This is a genomic window from Streptomyces sp. NPDC050759 (genome assembly GCF_044456945.1).
Lineage (GTDB): Bacteria > Actinomycetota > Actinomycetes > Streptomycetales > Streptomycetaceae > Streptomyces.
This window is the reverse complement of record NZ_JBITGI010000004.1, coordinates 519,692-541,250: the sequence shown is the minus strand read 5'-3', so window position 1 is coordinate 541,250 and position 21,559 is coordinate 519,692. Positions and strand designations below refer to the sequence as shown.

23 protein-coding genes and 1 pseudogene are annotated in these 21,559 nt (G+C 70.4%); 16 read left to right on the top strand and 8 right to left on the bottom strand.

Annotated elements, in window-relative coordinates; all coding sequences use genetic code 11:
• Positions 1-146 precede the first annotated feature (146 nt).
• Positions 147-425, top strand: a pseudogene (locus ACIBJB_RS16025) (IclR family transcriptional regulator C-terminal domain-containing protein); the annotation flags it as partial.
• On the opposite strand, the gene ACIBJB_RS16020 reads toward ACIBJB_RS16025, so the two are convergent.
• The 4 genes from ACIBJB_RS16020 to ACIBJB_RS16005 all read right to left on the bottom strand — a co-directional run bounded on the left by ACIBJB_RS16020 (position 340) and on the right by ACIBJB_RS16005 (position 3,821).
• Positions 340-1,278 (bottom strand): PDR/VanB family oxidoreductase, encoded by a 939-nt coding sequence (locus tag ACIBJB_RS16020; RefSeq protein ID WP_398930787.1) that lies wholly within the window; start codon positions 1,276-1,278, stop codon positions 340-342. The pseudogene ACIBJB_RS16025 and the gene ACIBJB_RS16020 overlap by 86 nt on opposite strands.
• Positions 1,275-1,463, bottom strand: coding sequence for a hypothetical protein (locus tag ACIBJB_RS16015; RefSeq protein WP_398930785.1), 189 nt, complete (start codon positions 1,461-1,463; stop codon positions 1,275-1,277). Before ACIBJB_RS16015 ends, ACIBJB_RS16020 begins: the two co-directional genes overlap by 4 nt.
• On the bottom strand, positions 1,460-2,533 hold the full coding sequence (locus tag ACIBJB_RS16010) for a Rieske 2Fe-2S domain-containing protein (RefSeq protein ID WP_398930783.1): 1,074 nt from the start codon (positions 2,531-2,533) through the stop codon (positions 1,460-1,462). Before ACIBJB_RS16010 ends, ACIBJB_RS16015 begins: the two co-directional genes overlap by 4 nt.
• Positions 2,534-2,861: 328 nt before the next feature.
• Positions 2,862-3,821, bottom strand: a complete 960-nt coding sequence (locus tag ACIBJB_RS16005) for a helix-turn-helix domain-containing protein (RefSeq protein ID WP_398930781.1) — start codon at positions 3,819-3,821, stop codon at positions 2,862-2,864.
• 213 nt (positions 3,822-4,034) lie between these two features.
• On the opposite strand from ACIBJB_RS16005, the gene ACIBJB_RS16000 reads away from it, so the two are divergent.
• From ACIBJB_RS16000 to ACIBJB_RS15975, 6 genes are all read left to right on the top strand, one after another.
• Positions 4,035-4,613 carry an ester cyclase gene (locus tag ACIBJB_RS16000; protein ID WP_398930779.1) on the top strand — a complete coding sequence of 193 codons (579 nt, stop codon included), beginning with the start codon at positions 4,035-4,037 and terminating at the stop codon, positions 4,611-4,613.
• Between the two features lie 153 nt (positions 4,614-4,766).
• Positions 4,767-5,531, top strand: coding sequence for an SDR family NAD(P)-dependent oxidoreductase (locus ACIBJB_RS15995; protein ID WP_398930777.1), 765 nt, complete (start codon positions 4,767-4,769; stop codon positions 5,529-5,531).
• A 112-nt stretch (positions 5,532-5,643) separates the two neighbouring features.
• Positions 5,644-6,489 carry an SDR family oxidoreductase gene (locus ACIBJB_RS15990; protein WP_398930775.1) on the top strand — a complete coding sequence of 282 codons (846 nt, stop codon included), beginning with the start codon at positions 5,644-5,646 and terminating at the stop codon, positions 6,487-6,489.
• A gap of 37 nt (positions 6,490-6,526) precedes the next feature.
• Positions 6,527-6,904 carry a nitroreductase family deazaflavin-dependent oxidoreductase gene (locus tag ACIBJB_RS15985; protein WP_398930773.1) on the top strand — a complete coding sequence of 126 codons (378 nt, stop codon included), beginning with the start codon at positions 6,527-6,529 and terminating at the stop codon, positions 6,902-6,904.
• Between the two features lie 182 nt (positions 6,905-7,086).
• The gene (locus ACIBJB_RS15980; protein ID WP_398930771.1) at positions 7,087-8,067 is read left to right on the top strand and encodes an aldo/keto reductase; all 981 of its coding nucleotides are present in this window, start codon (positions 7,087-7,089) and stop codon (positions 8,065-8,067) included.
• A 131-nt stretch (positions 8,068-8,198) separates the two neighbouring features.
• Positions 8,199-8,741 (top strand): NAD(P)H-dependent oxidoreductase, encoded by a 543-nt coding sequence (locus tag ACIBJB_RS15975; protein WP_398930769.1) that lies wholly within the window; start codon positions 8,199-8,201, stop codon positions 8,739-8,741.
• Between the two features lie 661 nt (positions 8,742-9,402).
• Here ACIBJB_RS15975 and ACIBJB_RS15970 read toward each other — a convergent pair.
• On the bottom strand, positions 9,403-9,621 hold the full coding sequence (locus tag ACIBJB_RS15970) for a heavy-metal-associated domain-containing protein (RefSeq protein ID WP_398930767.1): 219 nt from the start codon (positions 9,619-9,621) through the stop codon (positions 9,403-9,405).
• A 175-nt stretch (positions 9,622-9,796) separates the two neighbouring features.
• On the opposite strand from ACIBJB_RS15970, the gene ACIBJB_RS15965 reads away from it, so the two are divergent.
• On the top strand, positions 9,797-10,147 hold the full coding sequence (locus tag ACIBJB_RS15965; RefSeq protein ID WP_398930765.1) for an NADH-quinone oxidoreductase subunit A: 351 nt from the start codon (positions 9,797-9,799) through the stop codon (positions 10,145-10,147).
• Here the strand turns inward: ACIBJB_RS15965 and ACIBJB_RS15960 are convergent.
• Positions 10,111-10,818 (bottom strand): hypothetical protein, encoded by a 708-nt coding sequence (locus tag ACIBJB_RS15960; protein WP_398930763.1) that lies wholly within the window; start codon positions 10,816-10,818, stop codon positions 10,111-10,113. The two genes, ACIBJB_RS15965 and ACIBJB_RS15960, sit on opposite strands and share 37 nt — an antisense overlap.
• Between ACIBJB_RS15960 and ACIBJB_RS15955 the strand changes: the two genes are divergently transcribed.
• The 8 genes from ACIBJB_RS15955 to ACIBJB_RS15920 all read left to right on the top strand — a co-directional run bounded on the left by ACIBJB_RS15955 (position 10,810) and on the right by ACIBJB_RS15920 (position 18,755).
• Complete coding sequence (locus tag ACIBJB_RS15955; protein ID WP_398930761.1) at positions 10,810-11,631, top strand: hypothetical protein; 822 nt, start codon at positions 10,810-10,812, stop codon at positions 11,629-11,631. The genes ACIBJB_RS15960 and ACIBJB_RS15955 overlap by 9 nt on opposite strands.
• Positions 11,624-12,568, top strand: a complete 945-nt coding sequence (locus ACIBJB_RS15950; RefSeq protein ID WP_398930759.1) for an NADH-quinone oxidoreductase subunit H — start codon at positions 11,624-11,626, stop codon at positions 12,566-12,568. Before ACIBJB_RS15955 ends, ACIBJB_RS15950 begins: the two co-directional genes overlap by 8 nt.
• Positions 12,569-12,638: 70 nt before the next feature.
• Positions 12,639-13,145, top strand: a complete 507-nt coding sequence (locus tag ACIBJB_RS15945; RefSeq protein WP_398931023.1) for an NADH-quinone oxidoreductase subunit J — start codon at positions 12,639-12,641, stop codon at positions 13,143-13,145.
• Positions 13,142-13,447, top strand: coding sequence for an NADH-quinone oxidoreductase subunit NuoK (gene nuoK, locus ACIBJB_RS15940; RefSeq protein ID WP_398930757.1), 306 nt, complete (start codon positions 13,142-13,144; stop codon positions 13,445-13,447). The genes ACIBJB_RS15945 and nuoK overlap by 4 nt, the downstream gene beginning before the upstream one ends.
• On the top strand, positions 13,444-15,294 hold the full coding sequence (locus ACIBJB_RS15935) for an NADH-quinone oxidoreductase subunit L (RefSeq protein WP_398930755.1): 1,851 nt from the start codon (positions 13,444-13,446) through the stop codon (positions 15,292-15,294). The genes nuoK and ACIBJB_RS15935 overlap by 4 nt, the downstream gene beginning before the upstream one ends.
• 5 nt (positions 15,295-15,299) lie before the next feature.
• Entirely contained in the window at positions 15,300-16,808 is a 1,509-nt protein-coding gene (locus tag ACIBJB_RS15930) for a NuoM family protein (protein ID WP_398930753.1), read from the top strand.
• A gap of 5 nt (positions 16,809-16,813) precedes the next feature.
• Entirely contained in the window at positions 16,814-18,235 is a 1,422-nt protein-coding gene (locus ACIBJB_RS15925) for an NADH-quinone oxidoreductase subunit N (RefSeq protein WP_398931021.1), read from the top strand.
• A 349-nt stretch (positions 18,236-18,584) separates the two neighbouring features.
• Entirely contained in the window at positions 18,585-18,755 is a 171-nt protein-coding gene (locus ACIBJB_RS15920; protein WP_398930751.1) for a metal-sensing transcriptional repressor, read from the top strand.
• Positions 18,756-18,824: 69 nt separating this feature from the next.
• Here ACIBJB_RS15920 and ACIBJB_RS15915 read toward each other — a convergent pair whose 3' ends face one another.
• Both ACIBJB_RS15915 and ACIBJB_RS15910 read right to left on the bottom strand, forming a co-directional pair.
• Complete coding sequence (locus ACIBJB_RS15915; protein WP_398930748.1) at positions 18,825-21,140, bottom strand: heavy metal translocating P-type ATPase; 2,316 nt, start codon at positions 21,138-21,140, stop codon at positions 18,825-18,827.
• 115 nt (positions 21,141-21,255) lie between these two features.
• The gene (locus ACIBJB_RS15910) at positions 21,256-21,549 is read right to left on the bottom strand and encodes a heavy-metal-associated domain-containing protein (RefSeq protein ID WP_398930746.1); all 294 of its coding nucleotides are present in this window, start codon (positions 21,547-21,549) and stop codon (positions 21,256-21,258) included.
• Between the last annotated feature and the right edge of the window lie 10 nt (positions 21,550-21,559).

Here is a 21,559-nt window from a genome sequence, read left to right as displayed (position 1 = left end):
GGCTCCTCCTGTGCAGACTTGTTGTTCCGACAGGCTGTGCTGACGACAGGCTGTGCGCGCAGACCGCACAGTGGTGCTCAGCGCGAAAGGTATGGGGCTCGCGGGGGTGGGGTCAACACCTTCGGCTGACAATATTGTTGACAGTTTCCCTCGTCGACCAGGAACTGGAGGAGGGGTTGCGCTCGATCGCCGCCCCGGTGCGGGACCGGGGCGGCGAGGTGGTGGCGGCGGTCAACATCCCCTTGCAGGCGGGGCGTACGACACTCGCCGCGGTACGGCGGGATCTGCTGCCGCCGCTGCTGGAGACCGTGGCCGGCATCAACGCCGACCTCCGGATCGCTACAGGTCCAGTACCAGCTTCTTCCCGCGGCACCGGGACACACAGATCATCATCGTCTCCCCGGCCTCCCGTTCCTCGTCCGTGAGCACCGAGTCCCGGTGGTCCGGGGTGCCGTCGAGGACGTCGGTCTCACAGGTGCCGCAGGTGCCCTCGGTGCACGAGAACAGCACCTCCACGCCCGAGGCGCGCACGGCGTCCAGCACGGAGACGTCCGGAGCGACGGTGACCGTGGTGCCGGTCTGGGCCAGTTCGACCTCGAACTCGGTGTTCTCGCCTGCCAGTTGCTCCTTCGGCGTGAACCGCTCCATGTGCAGCAGTCCTGCCGGGCAGCGCTCCTCGACCGCGTCGAGCAGCGGGCCGGGACCGCAACAGTAGACGAGGGTTCCCTCGGGGACGCCGTCGAGCACCGAGGCGAGGTCCAGGAGTCCGGTCTCGTCCTGGGGAGCGACGGTGACCCGATCCCCGTAGCGGCTCAACTCCTCGGTGAACGCCATGGATTCGCGCGTCCGCCCGCCGTACAGCAGGGTCCACTCCGCGCCCTCGGCCTCCGCCGCCGCGAGCATCGGGAGGATCGGGGTGATGCCGATGCCGCCCGCGATGAAGCGGTAACGGGGTGCGGGCCGCAGCGCGAAGTGGTTGCGCGGTCCGCGCACCCTGACCTTGTCGCCCTGCCCCAACTGCTCGTGCACATGGGCCGATCCACCGCGCCCGGCGGACTCGCGCAGCACGGCGATCCGCCAAGCGGTGCGGTCGGCCGGGTCGCCGCACAGGGAGTACTGCCGCTCAAGGCCGGGGCCGAGCACCACGTCGATGTGGGCGCCGGGCTCCCACCGCGGGAGCTGTTCGCCCAGCGGGTGGCGCAGGGTGAGGGCGAGCACGCCGTCGGCCGCCGGGTCCCTGCGGTCGACGACGAGTTCGGCTTCGTAGGCGTCACTCATGAACTGTTTCCTTGCGGCTCGTGTCCCTGTGGGGCGTGCCCGTTCGGGTGCGCGAGCATCCACTCCCACATCTCGATCGGGTCCTGCGAGGTGTGCTCGCGGCCGCAGTGACAGGTGCCGTGCAGGACATCGGTGCCCGGCAGCCAGTCGATGCGGTAGATCTCCCCGGTGGCTCCGGCACTCACAGGACCTTCTCCACGGGCTTGTCGCCCTCCTCGACCAGGCGGGCGAGGATACGGCGGGCGGCGAGACCGCCGGTGTCGATGTTGATGCTCAACTCCTGGTAGCCGGTGCGCTCGGTGCCGAGCGTCCGCTGCAGCAGGTTGAGCGCGTCGACGTCCTGCATGACGACGGTGTGGTTGTTGCCCCGCAGGAACTCGGTGACCTCGGCGTCCTCGGTCGCCCAGTCCCGCGAGACCATCCAGAAGTCGTACACGTGACCGTCGCTCGACGGCGTGATGGCGTACGTGATCTCGGTGTGGAAGCCGTTCGGGTCGCTGCCGTCGGCCTCGGGCAGCACGCCGACCGGTGCGATGCGGCTGTGCAGCAGATACAGGCAGGGCGCGTGGTACTCGATGTCCTGCCAGCGGGTGATCCGGCCCTCGATGCCGGTCGACTTGGCGTAGAACGGCGGGCACGCGGCGTCGTCCATGTGTCGGCTCACCCGTACGATGCCCGCGCCCTCGTCGACCTCCGTGGTGATCGGCGTCTCGGCGACCTCGGGGGTGCCGATGTAACCGCCGTGCAGGTAGGTCTCGTGGGAGAGGTCGAGGAGGTTGTCGACCAGCAGGCCGTAGTCGGCGTCGATGGGCTCCATGCCGCGGACGGTGACCCAGCCGGGGGAGTCGAGGTGCCTGGCCCGCGGGATGGTGTCGGCATCGGCGAGGGCCGGGTCACCGATCCAGACCCAGACCAGGGAGTCCAGCTCGACGACGGGGTAGGAGGCGACGCGCGCGGTGCGCGGGACGCGCTTCTGACCGGGCACGTACACACAGGTACCCGTCGTGTCGTACGTGAACCCGTGGTACCCGCACACGAGCCGGTCGCCGTCGAGCCGGCTGGGCTTCTCGTGCAGCGGGAACCTGCGGTGCACACACCGGTCGGCGAGCGCGACGGGCGTCCCGTCCTCCTCGGTCCGGTAGAACACGAGCGGCTCACCGAGGATCGTCCGGCCGAGCAACTCCTCGCGCCCGACCTCATGGCTGTAGGCGGCGACGTACCACTGGTTCCTGGCGAAGGCGGTGGTGTGAGGCATGGGGTTCCCGTCCCTGTCGGCGGGGCGTCGTCGCCCCGCGTGCCGTCGTTGGAAACAGGGTCATGATGGTTGTGGTTGCCGCGCAAGGCGGCTTCTGCCAGGCGGAAGCACATCTGCGAAAGAGCTGGTCAGAGCCTTACCATCCGCTTTGTGTAGCAATAGCACCGCGTAGGGAGTAGCGCCGCTGGGGGGATCACTCCAGCGGTGGCCGCTGATGGATTGCGCGAGCGATGTCGTCATGCGTGAGCGGCGGGCCGCTGACGCCTTGGCTGTCCGCTGTGCCGGAGACGGTGACGGCTTTCGCGGATCGACTGGCGTGGCTCGTCGGTCAGTCAGTTGTTTCGGACGAGTCGGCCGGCTCGGAGTGGTCGGCCGGCGTGGATCGTTCGATGTCGTCGTTGGTCGCGGCCCAGCTGGCCAGCAGGTTCAGGGCGTCCTGGGTGGGAGAGGCGGGCTCGGCGGTGTAGGTGAGGAGGACCTGGCTGGGGTCGCCGCCCACCGGGAAAGTTTCGAACGGCAGGTCGAGGTCGCCGACAACCGGGTGGTGCAGAAGCTTCATGCCGGTGGTGTGTATCCGGACGTTGTGGGCGGCCCAGCGGTGGCGGAACTCCTCGCTGCGGGTGGACAGTTCGCCGATCAGGTCCGTCAGCCGCCGGTCGTAGAGGTCGCGGCCGACCTCGGCGCGCAGCATCGCGACACAGTCGCCTGCGACCTGTTCCCAGGCGCGGAAGAACTCGGTCGCGTGCGGGTCGAGGAAGACGAACCTTGCGTTGTTGGGCGGGCGCACGGGGTCGGCGTAGACCGGGGAGTACAGGGCGCGCCCGAGGTCGTTGGCGGCCAGGATGTCCCCGCGTCCGCTGAGGACGAACGCGGGCGTGCCGTCCATCGAGTCGAGGACGCGCTGCACGGCGGGCCGGATGCGCTGCTGGGCCGGCCGGCGGCGTGGTGGGCAGGTGGTGCCGGCGCCGCGCAGGAGGTCGTTCAGGTGCATGCGTTCGGCCTCGTCGAGCTGAAGCGCTTGCGCGATGCCTTCGATGATGCCCTCCGAGACCCCGGTGGCGTTGCCGCGCTCCAGCCGCGTGTAGTACTCGCTGGAGATGCCCGCGAGAAGGGCTACCTCCTCGCGGCGCAGCCCGGTGACCCGGCGGCGCTCTCCGCCGTACATAGGCAGCCCGGCCTGCTCGGGCGTGACCCTGGCCCGTCGCGTGCCCAGGAACTCGCGGATCTGGGCGCGGACGTCCTCACGGGTGTCGCGGTTGCTGCCATGTGGGTCGTTTCTGCCTGCCATGCGTTTCACTCTACGAGCGCTTCCGCCGGCTTGGGGGTCCCTGTCAGTGACCCTCTCATCAGGGACTCCCACGCGCCGGGGACAACGGGTTTTGTTGGTGGTGCACCGCCCACGGCGGTGTGAACGGCCCGGAACGGCGCTGCTTGCGCCGCCGGTCTCCTGCCGCCTCACGGCGCCGTCGGCGCCGTGATCACCAGAGCCAGAAGGACGATCATGCGTCGATACGCCAAGCCGGCCGCCGTAGTCACGGCGCTGGGAGCGCTCAGCCTCGCAGCCTTCGGATCGGGAGCCGCGGACGCGGTCGGCACGGCCGACCGCACCACCAGCTCCGGGTCACCGTCTCGCGTCACGGCGGAATCCGTCTCCTGGAACCACGGGATCACTCAGGTGAACAAGCGCATCATCGAGCGCTACACCAGCGAGTACTTGCCCGGTCGCCATCCCGCTCTGGCGAGCAGGTTCGTCAGCCCGGACATCGTCGTGCACTCCGGCGGCCAGACGTGGCAGGGCCGGGACACCTATCTCGGCATCGTGGCCGCGAACCTGAAGGCGTTCCCCGATCTCGAGTGGACGGTGCAGGACATGCGGGCCGAGGGCGACACCGTGGCCGTCCGCTACACCATGACGGGCACCCACGAAGGACCCTTCGCCGGTGTCGAGGCCACGGGCAAGGCGATCCGCTCGGAGAGCATGGCGTTCTACCGCCTCTCCCACGGCAAGATCGTCGAGGAGCGCGCCCAGCTCGACATGCTCGGCATCCTCCGGCAGTTGGGCGCCGTCCCCGCCGCATAGCAGCGGAGCGCGGTACTTCACGCACTTCCAGTCCCTGACGCCCCCCATGCCGAGGGCGGATGACTGGCGCTCGGCCCGCCCTCGGCACGCACAGGCCCGCCCCCGCCGGCCCTGTGCCGCACATGCAGAGAACCAAAGAAACAGGACACCCCCATGCCATCGAAACTGACCGGCACTGTCGCTCTCGTCACCGGCGCGAGCAGTGGGATCGGTGAGGCCACTGCACGCCAACTCGCCGAGCACGGCGCCTCGGTGGCCCTGGTGGCCCGCCGCAAGGACCGTCTGGAGGCACTTGCCGCCGAGATCGGGAACGCCGGTGGCACCGCGCTGGTGGTGGAGGCCGACATCACCGACCGCGCCCAGGCCGAGACCGCCATCGAGCAGACCGTCGAGCACTTCGGGCGGCTGGACACTCTGGTCAACAACGCCGGTCTGATGCTGCTGGGCCCGGTCGTCGGTGCGGACGCCGAGGAGTGGGAGCGCATGATCGCCGTCAACGTGAAGGGTCTGCTCTACACCACCCGCGCCGCGCTGCCGCACCTGCTTCAGGCTGCCGGGGACGGTACGCGCCGGGTCGCCGACATCGTCAACATCAGCTCCATTGCCGGCCGCGTGGCCTGGAACGGTTACGGCGTCTACAACCTCACCAAGTTCGGGGTGAACGGCTTCACCGAGTCCCTGCGCCAGGAAGTCACCCAGCGGCACGTGCGCGTCGGTGTCCTGGAGCCGGGCGGAGTGAACACCGAACTGGACTCGCACAACAGGCCCGAGATCCACGGCGAGATGATCCAGCCCTTCCTCGACACGACCGAGATCCTCGCCCCCGAGGACATCGCCGACGGTGTCATCTTCATGGTCACCCGGCCCCGCCATGCCTCCATCGCCGAACTGTGGATCATGCCCACCGACCAGGCCTGACGGCTGTCCGGCCCCGCTGAACCAACCCCCGCTTGGTCGGCCGCCGGGACGGCACGACGCATCACCACCGCACACACCGGATGCCGGATGAACGGCGCCTGAAAGGAAACCCATGAGCAAGGTCATACTCGTCACCGGTGCCGGACGCGGTCTGGGCACCGACATCGCCCGCGAGGCCCTCGCCGCCGGCCACCGGGTCGTCGCCACCGGCCGCCGCCCCGAGGAGGTCGAGAAGGCCCTGGGCGGACCGCAGGACAACCTGCTGGTCACCAGGCTCGACGTCACCAGCCCGGAGGACGCCGGGGCCGCCGTGCAGGCCGCCGTCGACCGTTTCGGCCGCATCGACGTCCTGGTCAACAACGCCGGGAATCTGTTCACCGGCTACTTCGAGGAGATCTCGCCCGCGCAGATGCGCCGGCAGTTCGAGACGAACCTCTTCGGCCCGATGAACGTTACCCGCGCCGTCCTGCCCGTCCTGCGCAAGCAGCGTGCCGGGCACGTCATCACCATCACCTCGACCGCCGGACTGGTCGGCATGGAGTTCACCTCCGCCTACGCGGCCTCCAAGTTCGCGGAAGAGGGCTGGATGGAGTCCCTGCGCCACGACGTCGAGCCGTACGGCATCCGCACCACGGTCGTGGAGCCCGGCTACTTCCGCACCGAACTCCTCGTGGACGGCTCCACCATCTGGCCCGAGCTGTCCATCGAGGACTACGCCCCGCGCACCGCCCCGCGGATCGAGGGCATGAAGAGCATGAACGGCCGACAGCCCGGCGACCCCGCCAAGCTCGCCCGCGCCCTGCTCACCATCGCCGACCAGGACGAGCCCCTGGAGCGCTTCGTCGCCGGTGCGGACGCCATCGAGGCCGTCGAGGCCAAGGCGAAGGAACTCCTCGCCCAGGCCGAGGCCTCCCGCGAGCTGGGCGACAACCTCGCCTACGACGACACCACCGTCTGACAGGGACCCATGCCACTGAACCGTCTGAGAGGGACCCATGCCACTGAACGGCGAGTACGAGCCGAGCACGGCGCAGTTCGTGCGTGACCAGGTCGAGCTGTACGAAAGCTCCGGCGGTACGCAGGGAACGACGCTGGGTGTCCTGGTCACCCGTGACTCCTACGCCGTGGTCGCCTCCGCCGGAGGAGCCCCCAAACACCCGGTCTGGTACCACAACGCCGTCGCCGACCCCCGGGTCGAGCTGCAGGACGGCCCGGTGCGCCAGGACATGCTGGCCCGCGAGGTGACCGGGGACGAGAAGGCTATGTGGTGGGCCCGAGCCGTCGAGGCGTTCCCGCCCTACGCCGAGTACCAGAAGAACACCGACCGTGAGATCCCGGTCCTCGTCCTGGAGCCGGCGGCCCAGGCGCACTGACCCGCGCACACACCGGTTCCGCATCCCGATCTCCGTCGCCTGTCACTGGCAGCACAGTCCTGGCTTACGGCGATCCCGCATCCGAGCAGTACACCCCGCATCGCATGGCCGCCGACCGGTGGCGCACTGCACTGACGTGCCCACCGACCAGGCCTGACGGTCGCTATGACAAGGAGTATCTGATGAAGCACGTATCCCTGGGCGGGCTCGATGTCTCCCGCATCGGTCTGGGAGCCATGACCATGGCCGGCGTCTACACCACCGGCGGGGGCCTCGACGACGCCGAGTCGATCCGCACCATCCACCGGGCCCTGGACCTCGGCGTCACCCACATCGACACCGCCGAGATCTACGGCCCGTTCCACAGCGAGAACCTCGTCGGCAAGGCCCTCAAGGGCCGGCGCGACAATGTCGTCATCGCGACGAAGTTCGGCCTCGTCTCCCACGCCGGCGGCGGCCCCGGCGTCATCGACAGCAGCCCCGCCAACGTCAAGACCGCCGTCGAAGGCTCCCTCAAGCGGCTCGGCACCGACCACATCGACCTCTACTACCAGCACCGCGTCGACCCCCACACCCCCGTCGAAGAAACGGTCGGCGCGCTGGCCGAGCTGGTCGCCGAAGGCAAGGTGCGCCACATCGGCCTGTCCGAAGCCGGACCCGACACGATCCGTCGCGCCCACGCCGTACACCCGGTGGCCGCGCTGCAGACCGAGTACTCGCTGTGGACCCGCGACGTCGAGGCCGAGATCCTCCCGCTGCTGCGCGAGCTCGGCATCGGGTTCGTGCCCTACTCCCCCCTCGGCCACGGCCTGTTGACCGGGCAGATCCGCACCGTCGACGACTTCACCGACGACGACTGGCGCAAGACCAACCCCCGCTTCACCGGCGAGAACTTCCAGCGCAACCTGGCCATCGTCGACGAAGTGCGCGCCATCGGCGCCGAGATCGGAGCCACCCCCGCCCAGACCGCGCTGGCCTGGCTGCTGACCCGCGGCGACGACATCGCCCCCATCCCCGGCACCCGCCGCGTCACCCGCGTCGAAGAGAACACCGCCGCCGACGCCGTCGAACTCACCCCCGCACAGCTCGACCGCCTCAACAACCTCACACCCGCCGCAGGTGAGCGCCACGACGAGGCCAACATGTCCAGCATCGACCACTGACAGCTGTTCCCGGCTCAGCCAGTGCTCCTGGACTTCGAAGGACCGACGCTCCAGCGAAGTTCCCGACCTGTCACACCTACCACCCCGCGTCCGTTCACCCATCTCACTGATCACTGAAAAGGTTTCTCACCATGTCCAAGGTTCTTCTTGTCGTAGGCCACCCCGACCTGTCCCAGTCGAGGGCCAACGCGGCGCTCGTGGACGCCGTCCGCGACCTGGCCCATGTCACCGTGCACGACCTCTACGCCACCTACCCCGACTTCCAGATCGACGTCGCCGCCGAGCAGGCGCTGCTGGCCGAGCACGATGTGATCGTCTTCCAGCACCCGGTGTTCTGGTACAACACCACCCCCCTGTTCAAGCAGTGGCAGGACAAGGTCTTCACCTTCGGCTGGGCCTTCACCCTCGACGGCTCCGCCTCGCAACTGGCCGGCAAGAAGGCCGTCGTCGCGGTCACCACCGGTGTCCCCGGCGACCACTACACCCCCGAAGGCTCGAACCAGGCCACCATCGAGACCCTCCTCAGCAACTGGCACGCCACCCTGCGGCTGTGCCAGTTCGACATCCAGCAGCCGATGGTCAAGGTGTACGGCACCGCCTTCGGCCTCTCCGACGAGGACCTGGCCACCGCCGCCAAGCAGTACAACGAACTGCTCGCCACCTACGCCGCCTGACGCGCTCCACCACCGCGGCCACTTGCCCTCAAGGTGACGCGATGGTGCTGGGTCACACCAGCCCGGTAAAACGCCGCAGCTCAACCGACGTACCGTGGCGAGGTGGAGGTGGAGGTGGGCGGCATGGTGCCGTCACCTACCTCTCACCGATACCTCCCAGGTCACCGAAAGCCGCCGTGGGCACACGCCCCGCGGCGGCTTCTCGTGGACCGCTACCTTCGCGATCGCGTCCGAGGGGTGGGCCGCCGGAGGAGATGCTGCCCGCTTCCTGTTCAGCCGGATGGACGCCCATGGACAACGGGTCGGTGCAACTACGCACCAGGGGAGGGTGGTTCCGGGCATCCACCGCAACCGCCGTAGCACAGAAGCTGCTTCGTGTTGCTTCCTCTCCCGCTGAGCGATGCCAAGAGCCGACCACACTCCCGCCAACACCGCTGATGCCGCGGACAAACCCCATCCATACCGCCCTCGGCTATGGCAGTCGATGACCTATCTGACCTGCTCTGATGGGGCTATCGCACCGTGCTGCAATCTTCGACGTCGCGGCTTCGACCGTCTCCAGGGAATCCCTCGCCAAGCACTTGTGCGGCGCGTCCACGCATGTCGCTCTTCGCGGAATACGCCCGTGGCGGGTAGCAGGACGACAGTTCCGCCCGCCTGTTCACAGGCTCTCGCCGCCGCCGAGCTCGTAGCCGGCCTCGTCGACCGCGGCGGCGACGGCGGCGGAATCCAGCGGCTGGTCGCTGGTCACCGTGACCTTGCCCGACTGCAGATCCACCTGGACGTCCCCGACTCCGGGGAGGCCGTTGAGTTCGGAGCTGACGGCCTGGACGCAGTGATCGCACGTCATGCCCTTGACGTCGTACACCTTCTGAACCACGTACTTGCTCCTTCCCAAGAGGCGACTCATCATACCCCTAGGGGGTAAGGTGTCGCCCGGGGCGGGAGTGGTCCCGGAGGGTTGCCTCCCGGCGCCCTGGGCCGCGCCTGCAGGGCCCGCACCAGCCGGCCCCGCGCCATGAGCGGTACGACGCCGAGAACGGAGGTCGGACGGGATGGACGCGTGGCAACCGATGCTGGTCCTTCTCGGTGTGGTCGGGGCCGGTCTGGCTGCGCTGTACGGGCTGGGGCTCTGGCTGGCGGCAGCGCGGACCCCTCTCGAAACAGGTCCCTTCGCCGGGGGCCTCAAGCCGGGCGAGCACGCCGTGTCCCGGTTTCACGTGCGCTGGTACCCGGTCACCATGATCTTTCTGGCCTTCGACATGGAGATGCTGTTCATGTACCCGTGGGTGAAGGTCGTCTCGGAAGTGGGCACCACGGCTGTCGTCGAGATGTTCCTCTTCCTGGGGATCCTGTTCGCGGCGGTGGCCTACGCCTGGCGTGAGGGGGCCCTGCGGTGGACCTGAAGAGCCTTCTGCGGCGTACCGCGATGCAGCGCCCGGCGGTGCTGGTGATCGCGCTGCCAGGAGCGACGGAAGTCCGGATGGCCGTGGAAGCGGAGGTGCGTCGACGGGGATGGCCGGTAGCGGGCGCTCCGGCCGCCGCCGACCTGCTGGTCGTCTGCGGTGTCCCCCAGCCAGGGGACGCGGAGTGGCTGGAAGGCATCCAGCGGTCGATGGCGGAGCCCGCTCTGCGGATTGTGGTGCAGGAGACCGGGCAGGTCACGCACGCGCTCGACACGGCGCGGAGGGACCTCACGGACAGAGCGGTGAATCCGGGTGCGGCCGACACAGCCGACCAGCAGGAGACCGCGGGGGGCGAGCCCGGCGGCCATGCGCACGGCGGGCACCACGGGCACCACGGGCACGGGGACGATCAGGGCCACGGCGGGCACCATGACGGCTCGCCGCCTCGGATGCCCGACGACCAAGGCCATCACCACCACTCTTTGGACCACGGCCACGGCCCCGGCGACCATGCGGCTCATTCCGGCCACGGCGGCCACGGCGACCACGGCGACCATGACGGCCATGACGGCCATGACGGCCAGCAAGCCGACGACCATGCATCGCGCATGGATCACATGGATCACATGGATCACCAGAGCCATGCCGGCCATATGGATCACATGGGTCACGACATGCACGCCATGGGCGAGGTAGCCGGCCTCCCGATGGCCGAACGGGCCGACGACCGGGACGAGTTGAGACTCGACCAGCTGCACGTACCGATCGGCCCCGGCCTGACCGACTGGCCAACGGGGCTCATTCTCCGCCTCACCCTCCAGGGAGACGTCGTACAGGACGTCGAGGTCGACCATCTCCCCGTACCGCCCGGCCATCGACCCTCCTTCTGGAACGAGCCGTGGCTGCGGGCCGCGCAGGGCGAGGAGGTCACCAGAGGCAGTGCGGCGCGTCGGCGCTGTGCCGCGCATCTGGACAGTGCGGGACGGCTGTTCGCCGTCATCGGCCTGGACGACGTCGCAGGACGGTGCCGTCGGCTGCGGGACGAGTTGCTGTCCGGAGCGCCGCGCGAGGGGATCGGAGGCGAGCTGCGCAAGGTACTGCGCAGAGTGGAGCAGTCGGCAACCCTGCGCTGGTCGATCTCCGGGCTGGGGCAGTTGCCGTCCTCCAGGGCGGGCGAGGCGGGAGTGACAGGGCCGGCCCTCGCTGCGGACGGGGACGCGTACGACCGACTGCGGATCTGGACGCAGGAGATCGAGCGCGGCCTGGAAGTGCTCGACGAGGAGCGGCCGTTGACGCCGGATGAGCTCACCGGCCCGCGCGGACGCCTGGACGGACCGCTGCCGCCGTCGCAGGCGCTGCTAGACATCCTTCCGGAGTTGCTGACCGGCGCGGAGTTCGCCTGCGCGCGGATCATTGTGGCGAGCCTGGACCCCGACATCGAGGAACTCGCGTTCACGCCCGTGTCGGGAGCGGCCCATGCCTGATGCAGCGCCCCTGTGGGCAACCGTCATCCTTCCCGTCGCCCTGGCCGTGGCCGCCGTGATCACGGCTGGGTTCGACGCGGTGCTGACCGGGGCGGCCGAGCGGGGTCCCGCCGGCAGCGCCCGGGAGGCCGGGGTGCGGGCGGTGGCCCCTTTGCGCGAGGCCCTGCGGCTGCTCGTCCAGCAGCCGCGCCGTACGACAGCCGCCGACCGGCTCCTCGGACGGCTGGGCGTGGTGCTGGTCCCGGTGGCGGCGGTGCTCGCGGGTGCCGTACTTCCGTGGGGCTTCCGTGCCGTGAGCGACCCCTCCGTCGGCGTCGTGTGGTTCAACGCGATGGAGGCGCTGGCCTGGGCGGCGGTCTGGTTGGCGGGCTGGGGGCCGAACTCGGCGCTGTCGCTGATCGGCGGGTACCGGTTCCTGGCGCAGGGCCTGGCGTACGAACTGCCGCACATGTTCGCGATCACCACCGCCGCGCTGGGAGCCGAGTCGCTACGGGTCGGCGACGTGGTCGCGGCTCAGGACGGGCTGTGGTTCGTGGTGTGGATGCCGGCCGCCTTCGTCGTCTATCTGCTGAGTGCGCTCGCGATGTCCTTCTGGGGACCCTTCGCGTACCCGCTCGCACGGGACGCGGCCGGGGGCGCCGCCGTCGAACTGGCGGGCGTGGACCGGCTGGTGTTCCTCGGCGGCCGGTGGATGCTGCTCGTGGTGACCGCCGGCTTCAGCGTGCCGCTGTTCCTCGGCGGCGGGCACGGTCCGCTGCTGCCGGGCTGGGCGTGGACGCTCCTCAAGACCGCGGCGGTGCTGGCGCTGCTGGTGGCCGGGCGCCGGCTGCTGCCCACGCTGCGGATGGAGCGGTACATGGAGCTGGCGTGGCTGGTGCTGGTGCCGCTGACACTGCTTCAGGCGCTGGTCGTGGCCGTCGTCGTCCTGAACCGATGAGGAGGTGAGGGCCGTGCTTGCCGACGTGGTCTTCTGGGTGCTGGCCCTGCTGGCGGTGGCCAGTGGCGTCATGGTGTTCCGGTACGACTCCATGGCCCGGGCGACGTACGCGCTGCTGACTTCGCTGCTGTGCGTGGGCGGTGAAGTGCTGTTGCTCGGGTTGGACTACCTCGGGGTCGTGATCGTGCTGATGATGACCATCGAGATGGCCATCATGGCCGTGTTCATGGTGATGTACATGATGAACCCGGCCGGACTCATGCCGATGACCATGGTCCACAACAAGAAGGGCGCGGCCGTGATCTGCGCCGCGGTCTTCGCCGCCCTCGCCGCCGGCATCCTGCTCGCCCCGTGGCCGTCCCGGCGCGGTGAGCCGTCAGGCGATCCGACCATGGACCTCGGCCGGTCGCTGATGGGACCCCAGATGCTCACGATGATGACCCTGGGCCTCGCCCTGTTCGCCACCATCGTCGCGACCGTCGTCCTGGCCACCCGCCGGGGCCGCTACGACCGCTTCGGCGACGACCTCAAGGCGCGCACCGCCGACGACCCGGTACGGGGAGGGATGGGCCGATGAGCCTGGAGCTCTTCCTGCTGCTCGCCGCGGCTCTCTTCAGCATCGGCCTGTTCGGCGCCCTGACCCAGCAGTCGGTCGTGATGCTCATGATGGGCCTCGAACTGATGCTGGGCGGCATCATCGTCGGCGCGGCGGCCGTCTGGCACTACATCGCCCCGGCCGCCGCCGACGGGCAGGTGCTGATCGTCCTGGCGGTCACGGTCATGGCGGTGGAGATGGCCATCGGCTTCGCCGTCGTCACCGCGCTGTTCCGATCCCGCGAGGTCGACATGACCGACATGGCCGCGGAGTTGAAGGAGTGAGCGCGCTGCTGTGGGCGCTCGTCGCGCTGCCGCTGACCGTGGGGACGCTGCTCGCGGTCGTCGGACGCCCGGCGGACCGGTACGCCCCGGGGGTCGCGGTCGGTACGGCCGTCGCCGCGCTCGGCCTCGCCGTCGTGGCGGCGCTCGAGCACCCTCGGATCGAGGCGCCGCTGCTGGAAGGGCTGCCCGCCGGGCTCGCGGTCGACGGCCTGTCGGGCCTGATGGTCGTGACCGTCACGGCGGTGACCGCGGCCGTCCTCCTGTTCAGCGTCGCCGACATCGGACCGGGCGAGGCCCGCGCCCGCTTCTTCGGGCTGATGCTGCTGTTCTCCGGCGCGATGCTGACGACGGTCACCGCCACCACGCTGCCGGTCCTGCTGATGGCATGGGAGGTGATGGGTGCCACCTCCTGGGCCCTGATCGGCTACTGGTGGCACGATCCCGAGCGCGGGGACGCCGCCAACACGGCCTTCCTCACCACCCGCGCCGCCGACCTCGGCCTCTACCTCGCCGCCGGGGCGGCGCTGGCGAGCGGGCGGACCGGCTCCCTCGCCCTCGACGAGCTCCCGGACGCGACCGGCGCGTGGTCGGCGGTCGTCACCGTCGGCGTCATCGCGGCCGCGTTCGGCAAGTCGGCCCAACTGCCGTTCAGCTTCTGGCTGTCCCGGGCCATGCAGGGCCCGAGCCCGGTCTCCGCCCTGCTGCACTCGGCGACCATGGTGGTGGCCGGGGCGTATCTGCTGCTTCGGCTGGAGCCGCTGCTCGCGCAGTCCGGCTGGGGCGGGCCCGTCGTGGCGTGGACGGGCGCGGTGACGGCGGTCGTGCTCGGCCTGGTCGCCGTGGCGCAGACCGACCTCAAGCAACTGCTCGCCGCCTCGACCTGTGCCCAGATCGGCTTCATGGTGCTCGCCGCCGGGGCCGGAGCGGTCACCGGCGGAACCCTCCAGCTCATCGCCCATGCCGCCGCGAAGAGCCTGGCCTTCCTCGTCGCGGGCGCCTGGCTGACCACCCTCGGCACCAAGGCGCTGCCCGCCCTGCGCGGCGCGGCCCGTCGCCACCGCACGGCCGGGATCACCTTCACCGTCGCGGCCCTGGCCCTGGCCGGGGTTCCGCCGTTGTCGCTGTGGGCCGCCAAGGACGTACTCCTCGCCGGCGCCCTCGAAGACCAAGTGGCGCTGTACATCGTCGGGTTGGCCGGTGCGGTGATCTCCGCCGTCTACAGCGTCAAGGCCCTGTGGTTCGTCTGGCAGCCCGTCGCCGTACCGGACGACCGCGGCAAGGTGCTGCCGTATGCGACCCGGCTGCCGCTCGTGGCCCTGGCCGTTGCCTGCGCCGCTCTTACTGCCACGTCCTTTCCGCCCGTTCGGGACGCGGTGGAGCGGGTCCTCGGTGGAGGGGAGCAACCGAGCCCGTATGCATGGGAGTTCGCGTTGTCGGGTGCTCTCGCGGTCGCCGTCTCGGCTGTGGTCTGGATCCGCGGTCCTCAACTCCTGGCCGCGCCCGGGCGGATCACGGCCTTGGCATCCGATTGGCTTCGCCTGGAGAACGCCGCGCGCACGCTCCTCGTACGTCCCCTTCTGCGCCTTGCCGACGCGCTCGCCGCCTTCGACGACCGGGTGCTGGACCGCGCCGTCGAGGGCACCGCGCGCGGCTCGGTCCGGCTGGCGCAGTGGACCAACGCCCGGGCGGAGCGGCTCGTCGACGGCGCCGTGGAGGGCGTGGCGGGCGGTGCCCGTGCGCTCGGACGCCTGGCGCGCCGGCCGCAGACCGGGCAGCTGCACCAGTACCTCGCTCAGGCGGTCGCCGCATTCACCGTCCTCGCCGTCGTCCTCGTCCTCGTGAGGTGACCGCCGTGCTCACGGCCATCGTCCTGCTCCCCACCGCCATGGCGGCCCTCCTGCTGTGCGTGCCGCGCAGCGCTCCCCGCACTCTGTTCCTGACGGCCTGGGCGGCGACGGCCGCCGTCGAACTGATCCTGACGGTGATCGTCTGGGCGGGATACCGTGCCGACGGCGGCATCCAGTACGAGACCCGAGCCCGCTGGATCCCCAGCGCCGGCATCAGCTACCACGTCGGAGTCGACGGACTGTCCCTGCCCCTGGTGGCCGTGACCTGCGTGCTGTTCCTCGCCTGCGCCGCCTACGCGTGGCGCGAGACCAAGCGGGTCAGGGAGTTCGCGGCCCTGTTCCTCTTCCTCCAGACCACCTGCCTGGGCCTGTTCGTAGCCCTCGACCTGATCCTGTTCTTCGTCTTCTTCGACCTGTCCATCGTCGCGATGTACTTCATCATCGCGGGGTGGGGGCACCAGGGCGCCGCCCGGGCCGCGCTGAAGTTCTTCCTCTACACCTTCATCGGCTCCCTCGCCCTGCTGCTCGGCTTCATCGGCCTCTACCTCGCCGCGGACCCGCACACTTTCGACATCGTCGACCTGACCCGCGCCAACCCCCTGGCCGGGCGCTCCACTTACGGAGCCCTGGTCCTCCTCGCCGTCGGCGTCGGGCTGGCGGTGAAGACCCCGACCGTGCCCTTCCACACCTGGCTGCCACCCGCGCACACCGACGCCCCGGCGGCAGGCTCGGCGATCCTCGCCGGCGTGCTGCTGAAGATGGGCACCTACGGCTTCCTTCGCATCGCCCTGCCGGTCCTGCCGGACGCCTGGCGCGACCACGCGCTCGTCTTCGTCGTCGTCGGCGTGGTCTCGGTGCTGTACGGGGCACTGGTCGCCGTCGCCCAGACCGACTTCAAGCGGATGGTCGCCTACACCTCCGTGAACCACATGGGCTACATCATCCTGGCGATCGGCGCGGCCGGGGCCGTCGGCGGCGGCCAGGAGGAGGCCCGCCGCCTCGCCGTCACCGGCTCGGTCTTCCAGATGGTCAGCCACGGCCTGCTGACCGGGGCGCTGTTCCTGCTGTCCGGCGTGCTGTACGAGCGCGGGCGTACGTACGAGATGTCCGCGTACTCCGGCGTCGCCGAGCGGGCACCCGTCTTCGCCGCGCTGACCGGCGTCGCCGCCTTCGCCTCGCTCGGGCTGCCCGGCTTCTCAGGATTCATCGCCGAGTTCCAGATCCTCACCGGCAGCCTGGGACCGGAGCCGGTCGCCACCGGCCTGGCCGTGCTCGGGATCCTGCTCACCGCCGGCCTGTTCCTGCGCGCCCTGCAACAGATCTTCCTCGGCCCGCTGCGGCTGCCGGTCGCCGCACCCGGCGCCGACCGGCCGTTCCCCGACATCCGCCTCCACGAAGGACTCGCGATCGTCCCCCTGCTGGCGCTGGGCGTTGTCCTCGGCCTCGCACCCCGTTTCGTCCTCGACGTCATCGAACCGGCCTCCCGCGCCGTGCTGGAGCTGCTCGCGCGATGAACGAGATGACCGGGATGAACGAGAACCCCCTCGACCTCCTGCCCGAGGTGCTGCCGGCCGCCTCGGCCGTGCTGGGGCTGCTGCTCGGGGCATGGCTGCCGCGTCGCCGGCAGTGGCTGATCGGGGCCATGGCGGGAGTGGCCTGCACAGGGGGGATCGTGGCTGCCGCCATCGCCGCGGCCGGGCCGGTGGAGACAGCCTTCGGCGAGTCCTTCGCCCTGGACACGCTCACGGCCACCAGCAGGATCATCATCCTGGGCGGCACCCTGCTCGTCCTCGCGCTCGCCATGCCGCGCCTGTACGCCGACCCGCGCGAGACCGAGTTCTACGTCCTGCTGCAACTCGCCGCCACCGGCGCCCTGATACTGGCCGGAGCCCAGGACCTGCTGCTCCTCGCCGCCGGCTACCTGCTGGCCAGCGTGCCCGCCTACGCGCTCGCCGGATTCCGCAAGGACGGCCCCGGCACCGAGGCGGCCCTGAAGTTCTACGTCGTCGGCGCGCTCCTCGGCGTCCTGATGCTCGCCGGCATCACCGTCCTGCTCGCCGCCGGCCGGGCGACCGCGTACCCCATGCTGCGCACCGAACTCGCCGAGGCACCGGCCGGACCGGTGGCGGTCGGCACGCTCGCCCTCCTCGCCGGTCTGCTGTTCAAGGCCGGAGGCGTGCCCGGCCACTTCTGGGTACCGGACGCCATCCAGGGCAGCTCCGCCCCGGTCGCCGCCTTCCTCACCACCATCCCCAAGATCGGCGCCCTGGCGGCCCTCTACCGGCTCGCCGCCGTTCCGCTCGCGGACGCCGACCTGCCGTGGGCCGACCTGGTGGCCGTACTGGCGGTCGCGTCGATGACGTTGGGCAACCTGGCGGCCTTCTTCCAGCAGGACGTCAAACGCCTGCTCGCGTACTCCACCATCAGCCAGGTCGGCTATCTCCTGCTCCCGGTGGCCGTCGCCGGGCGCACCGACCTCGACCAGAAGGCGCTGCTGTACTACCTGGCCGGGTACGCGCTCACCAACCTCGGAGCCTTCGCCGTCGTCTGCGCACTGCCCGGAGCCGACACCATCGACGACTACCGGGGCCTGGCACGGGCGCACCCGGCCCTGCTGGCCTCGCTCGTCGTCTGCCTGCTGGGCCTGGTGGGTACGCCCCCGACCGCGGTCTTCCTCGGCAAACTGGAGGTCTTCAGCGCGGCCTTCGACGGCGGCTACGCCTGGCTGGCCGTCGTCGCGGCCGTCAACACCGTGGCCTCCCTTTTCTACTACCTGCGCTGGATCGCCCCGGCGTTCCTCGCGCACGGGCCCGCCGGTGACGTCCGCGTGTCCTCACGGACGGCCGCCGTGATCGCCTACGGGGCGGCCACCGCATCCGTCGTCCTCGGGCTGCTCGGCGGGACCGTCCTGGCCGTACTGGGCGGTCCGCTCGCACCCTGACCGCCCGGGTGCGTGTCTCCGCCGCTGAGCAGGGGTACCCGCTCGACGTCCATCCTGGCCGGTGAGGCGATACGCATGGACGCCGCGAAGGTCGCCGTTGATTCCCGACGTCATCTTGCTGCGTCGTCGAAGTCGAGGATCGGACCCGGGCGGGGACCACGCATCTACTAAGCTAGCTAGCAGAAGTCTGCCTCGTCGGACTTCTGCGGCCGGATGCCTCCTCGTTCGCTCAGCGCGACAGGAAGGCGAGGAGGTGTTCGGCGCCGAGAAGGGGATGGCTCGGTAGGCAGGCCGGCATGAGCGGCCGGTGTGGCGCAGGCGGGGCTGGGGATGTTGTGCGAGCAAGGTGGTGAGTCGAGGGGTAGCCGCGACCACCGAGGCCCTCCAGGCGGTGGCCATGCGACTGCTGGAGGACCATGTGCAGCACTGTGTGCGCGAGGCCATGGTGGCCGGAGGGGAAGAGGCCCGGGACAAGGTCACCGAGGCCTCGCGGGCCATCGCGCGGCTGCTGCGCACGTGAACCGGTGTCCAACGCCGCGGCGCCCGGCCATCCGGCCGGGCGCCGCGGTCAATGGCGCTGGTTCCGCGCCTACTTGAAGGACCGCAGGCGCAAGCTGTTCGTCACGACGAAGACCGACGAGAAGGCCATCGCGGCCCCGGCGATCATCGGGTTGAGCATGCCCGCCGCGGCGAGGGGAAGGGCGGCGACGTTGTAGCCGAAGGCCCAGAACAGGTTGCCCTTGATGGTGGCCAGGGTCCTGCGGGAGAGGCGGATCGCGTCGGCGGCCACGCGCAGGTCGCCGCGTACGAGGGTCAGGTCGCCTGCCTCGATCGCCGCGTCCGTGCCGGTACCCATCGCCAGCCCCAGGTCGGCGGTGGCGAGGGCGGCCGCGTCGTTGACGCCGTCGCCGACCATCGCCACCGTACGGCCCTCGCTCTGCAGCCGCTTGACGACGTCCACCTTGTCCTGCGGCAGGACCTCGGCGATCACCTCGTCGATGCCGACGGAGCGGGCGACGGACTCGGCGACGAGCTGGTTGTCGCCGGTCAGCAGGACGGGCTTCAGCCCCAGCCGGCGCAGCTCCGCCACGGCCTCGGCGCTCGTCTCCTTGACCGCGTCGGCAACGGTGAGGACGCCACGCGCCTCGCCGTCCCAGGCGACGGCGACCGCCGTACGCCCCTCGGCCTCCGCGGCGGCCTTTGCCTCGGCCAGCTCATGGGGCAGCTCGATGCCCCACTCCTCGAGGAGCTTCTCGCGCCCGACGAGTACGGCGTGGCCGTCGACGACGCCCTGGACGCCGAGGCCGGCGACGTTCTCGAAGTTCTCCGGCACGGGAAGGCTTCCAGCTTTCCCCCACTCTCGGCTTCGCTCGAGCGGGGGGACCCCCATGACAGCCCCCGCCGCGATGGCCTGGGCGATCGGGTGCTCGGAGGCATGCTCCAACGAACCGGCCAGCCGCAGCAGTTCGTCCTTGTCCACGCCGGGTGCGGTGAAGACGTCGTGGAGCTGCATGCGGCCCGTGGTGACCGTGCCGGTCTTGTCGAGGACGACGGTGTCGACGCGGCGGGTGGACTCCAGAACCTCGGGGCCCTTGATGAGGATGCCCAGCTGGGCGCCGCGCCCGGTACCGACCATCAGCGCGGTCGGAGTGGCCAGGCCCAGTGCGCACGGGCAGGCGATGATCAGGACGGCCACGGCGGCCGTGAAGGCGGCGGTCGCGTCGCCGGTGACACCGAGCCAGGCGCCGAGGGTGGCGGCGGCGATCAGCAGGACGGCGGGGACGAAGACGCCGGAGATACGGTCGGCCAGGCGCTGCACCTCAGCCTTGCCGTTCTGCGCGTCCTCGACGAGCCTCGCCATGCGGGCGAGCTGGGTGTCGGGGCCGACCCGGGTCGCTTCCACGATCAGGCGCCCACCCGCGTTCACCGTCGCCCCGGTCACCGCGTCGCCCACCGTCACGTCCACCGGCACCGACTCGCCGGTCAGCATGGAGGCGTCCACTGCCGACGCGCCCTCGACGACGGTGCCGTCGGTCGCGATCTTCTCACCGGGACGCACGACGAAGCGGTCACCGAGGGCCAACTGCGCAACGGGGATGCGTACTTCGGTGCCGCCCCGGAGCACCGCGACGTCCTTCGCGCCCAGTTCGAGCAGGGCCCGCAGCGCGGCACCCGCCTTGCGCTTGGACTTCGCCTCCAGGTAGCGCCCGGCGAGGATGAACGTGGTCACCCCGGCCGCGGCCTCCAGATAGATGGAGGAGGATCCGTCTGAGCGGGAGACGGTGAACTCGAAGCCGTGCCGCATGCCCGGCATGCCGGCGTTCCCGAAGAACAGGGCCCACAGCGACCAGCCGAGCGCGGCGAGGGTGCCGATGGAGACGAGGGTGTCCATGGTCGCGGCCCCGTGCCGGGCATTCGTCCCGGCGGCCTTGTGGAAGGGGAAGGCGCCCCAGACCACGACAGGTGCGGCCAGGGTCAACGACAACCACTGCCAGTTGTCGAACTGCAGGGACGGAACCATCGCCATCAGGACGACAGGCACGGTGAGCACCAGCGACAGGTACAGACGCTGCCGCAGCGACAGCAGCTCACCGTCCGCCGCCGGGGCAGCCTCCGCCGCACGCCCGTCGGCGGCGGCAGCAGGCGGGGGAGGCTCCTCGGCCGTATAGCCGGTCTTCTCCACGGTGGCGATCAGGTCGGCGACGTCGATGCCGTCCGGGTAGGCGACCTTCGCCTTCTCCGTGGCGAAGTTGACGGTCGCGCTGACGCCGTCCATGCGGTTGAGCTTCTTCTCGACGCGGGCCGCGCACGAGGCGCAGGTCATGCCGCCGATGGAGAGCTCGACCTCCTGGGCGGGCGCGGGCGCCGTGCCGGGGGCTGTCTTCTCGGGAGCCGTGCTGGTCATGTGCGTATCTCCAGGGGGAGGCCGGGACGTACGGCATCCGTATCAGCGGAACGATACGTCCCGGCGCGGGGGAGGGATTCGCGTTGCCGGGGCCGGGAGCCCCGGCCGGGTTCGATCAGGCCCGGCCGACTAGCTCGTACCCGGCCTCGTCCACGGCGGCGCGGACGGCCTCCTCGTCGAGCGGGGTGGCGGAGGTGACGGTCACCTCACCGGTCCTGGCGACGGCCGTGACCGCGGTGACGCCGTCCAGCGCGGATATCTCCTGTGAGACGGCGCCCTCGCAGTGACCGCAGGTCATGCCGGACACCTTGTACACGGTGGTGACGCCGACGCCCTGGACGTCGACCGTGGTGCCGGAGCCGCAGGAACCGGAGCCGCAGCAGGAGCCGGAGTTCGTCTCGGTGGTCATGGCTTCTTCC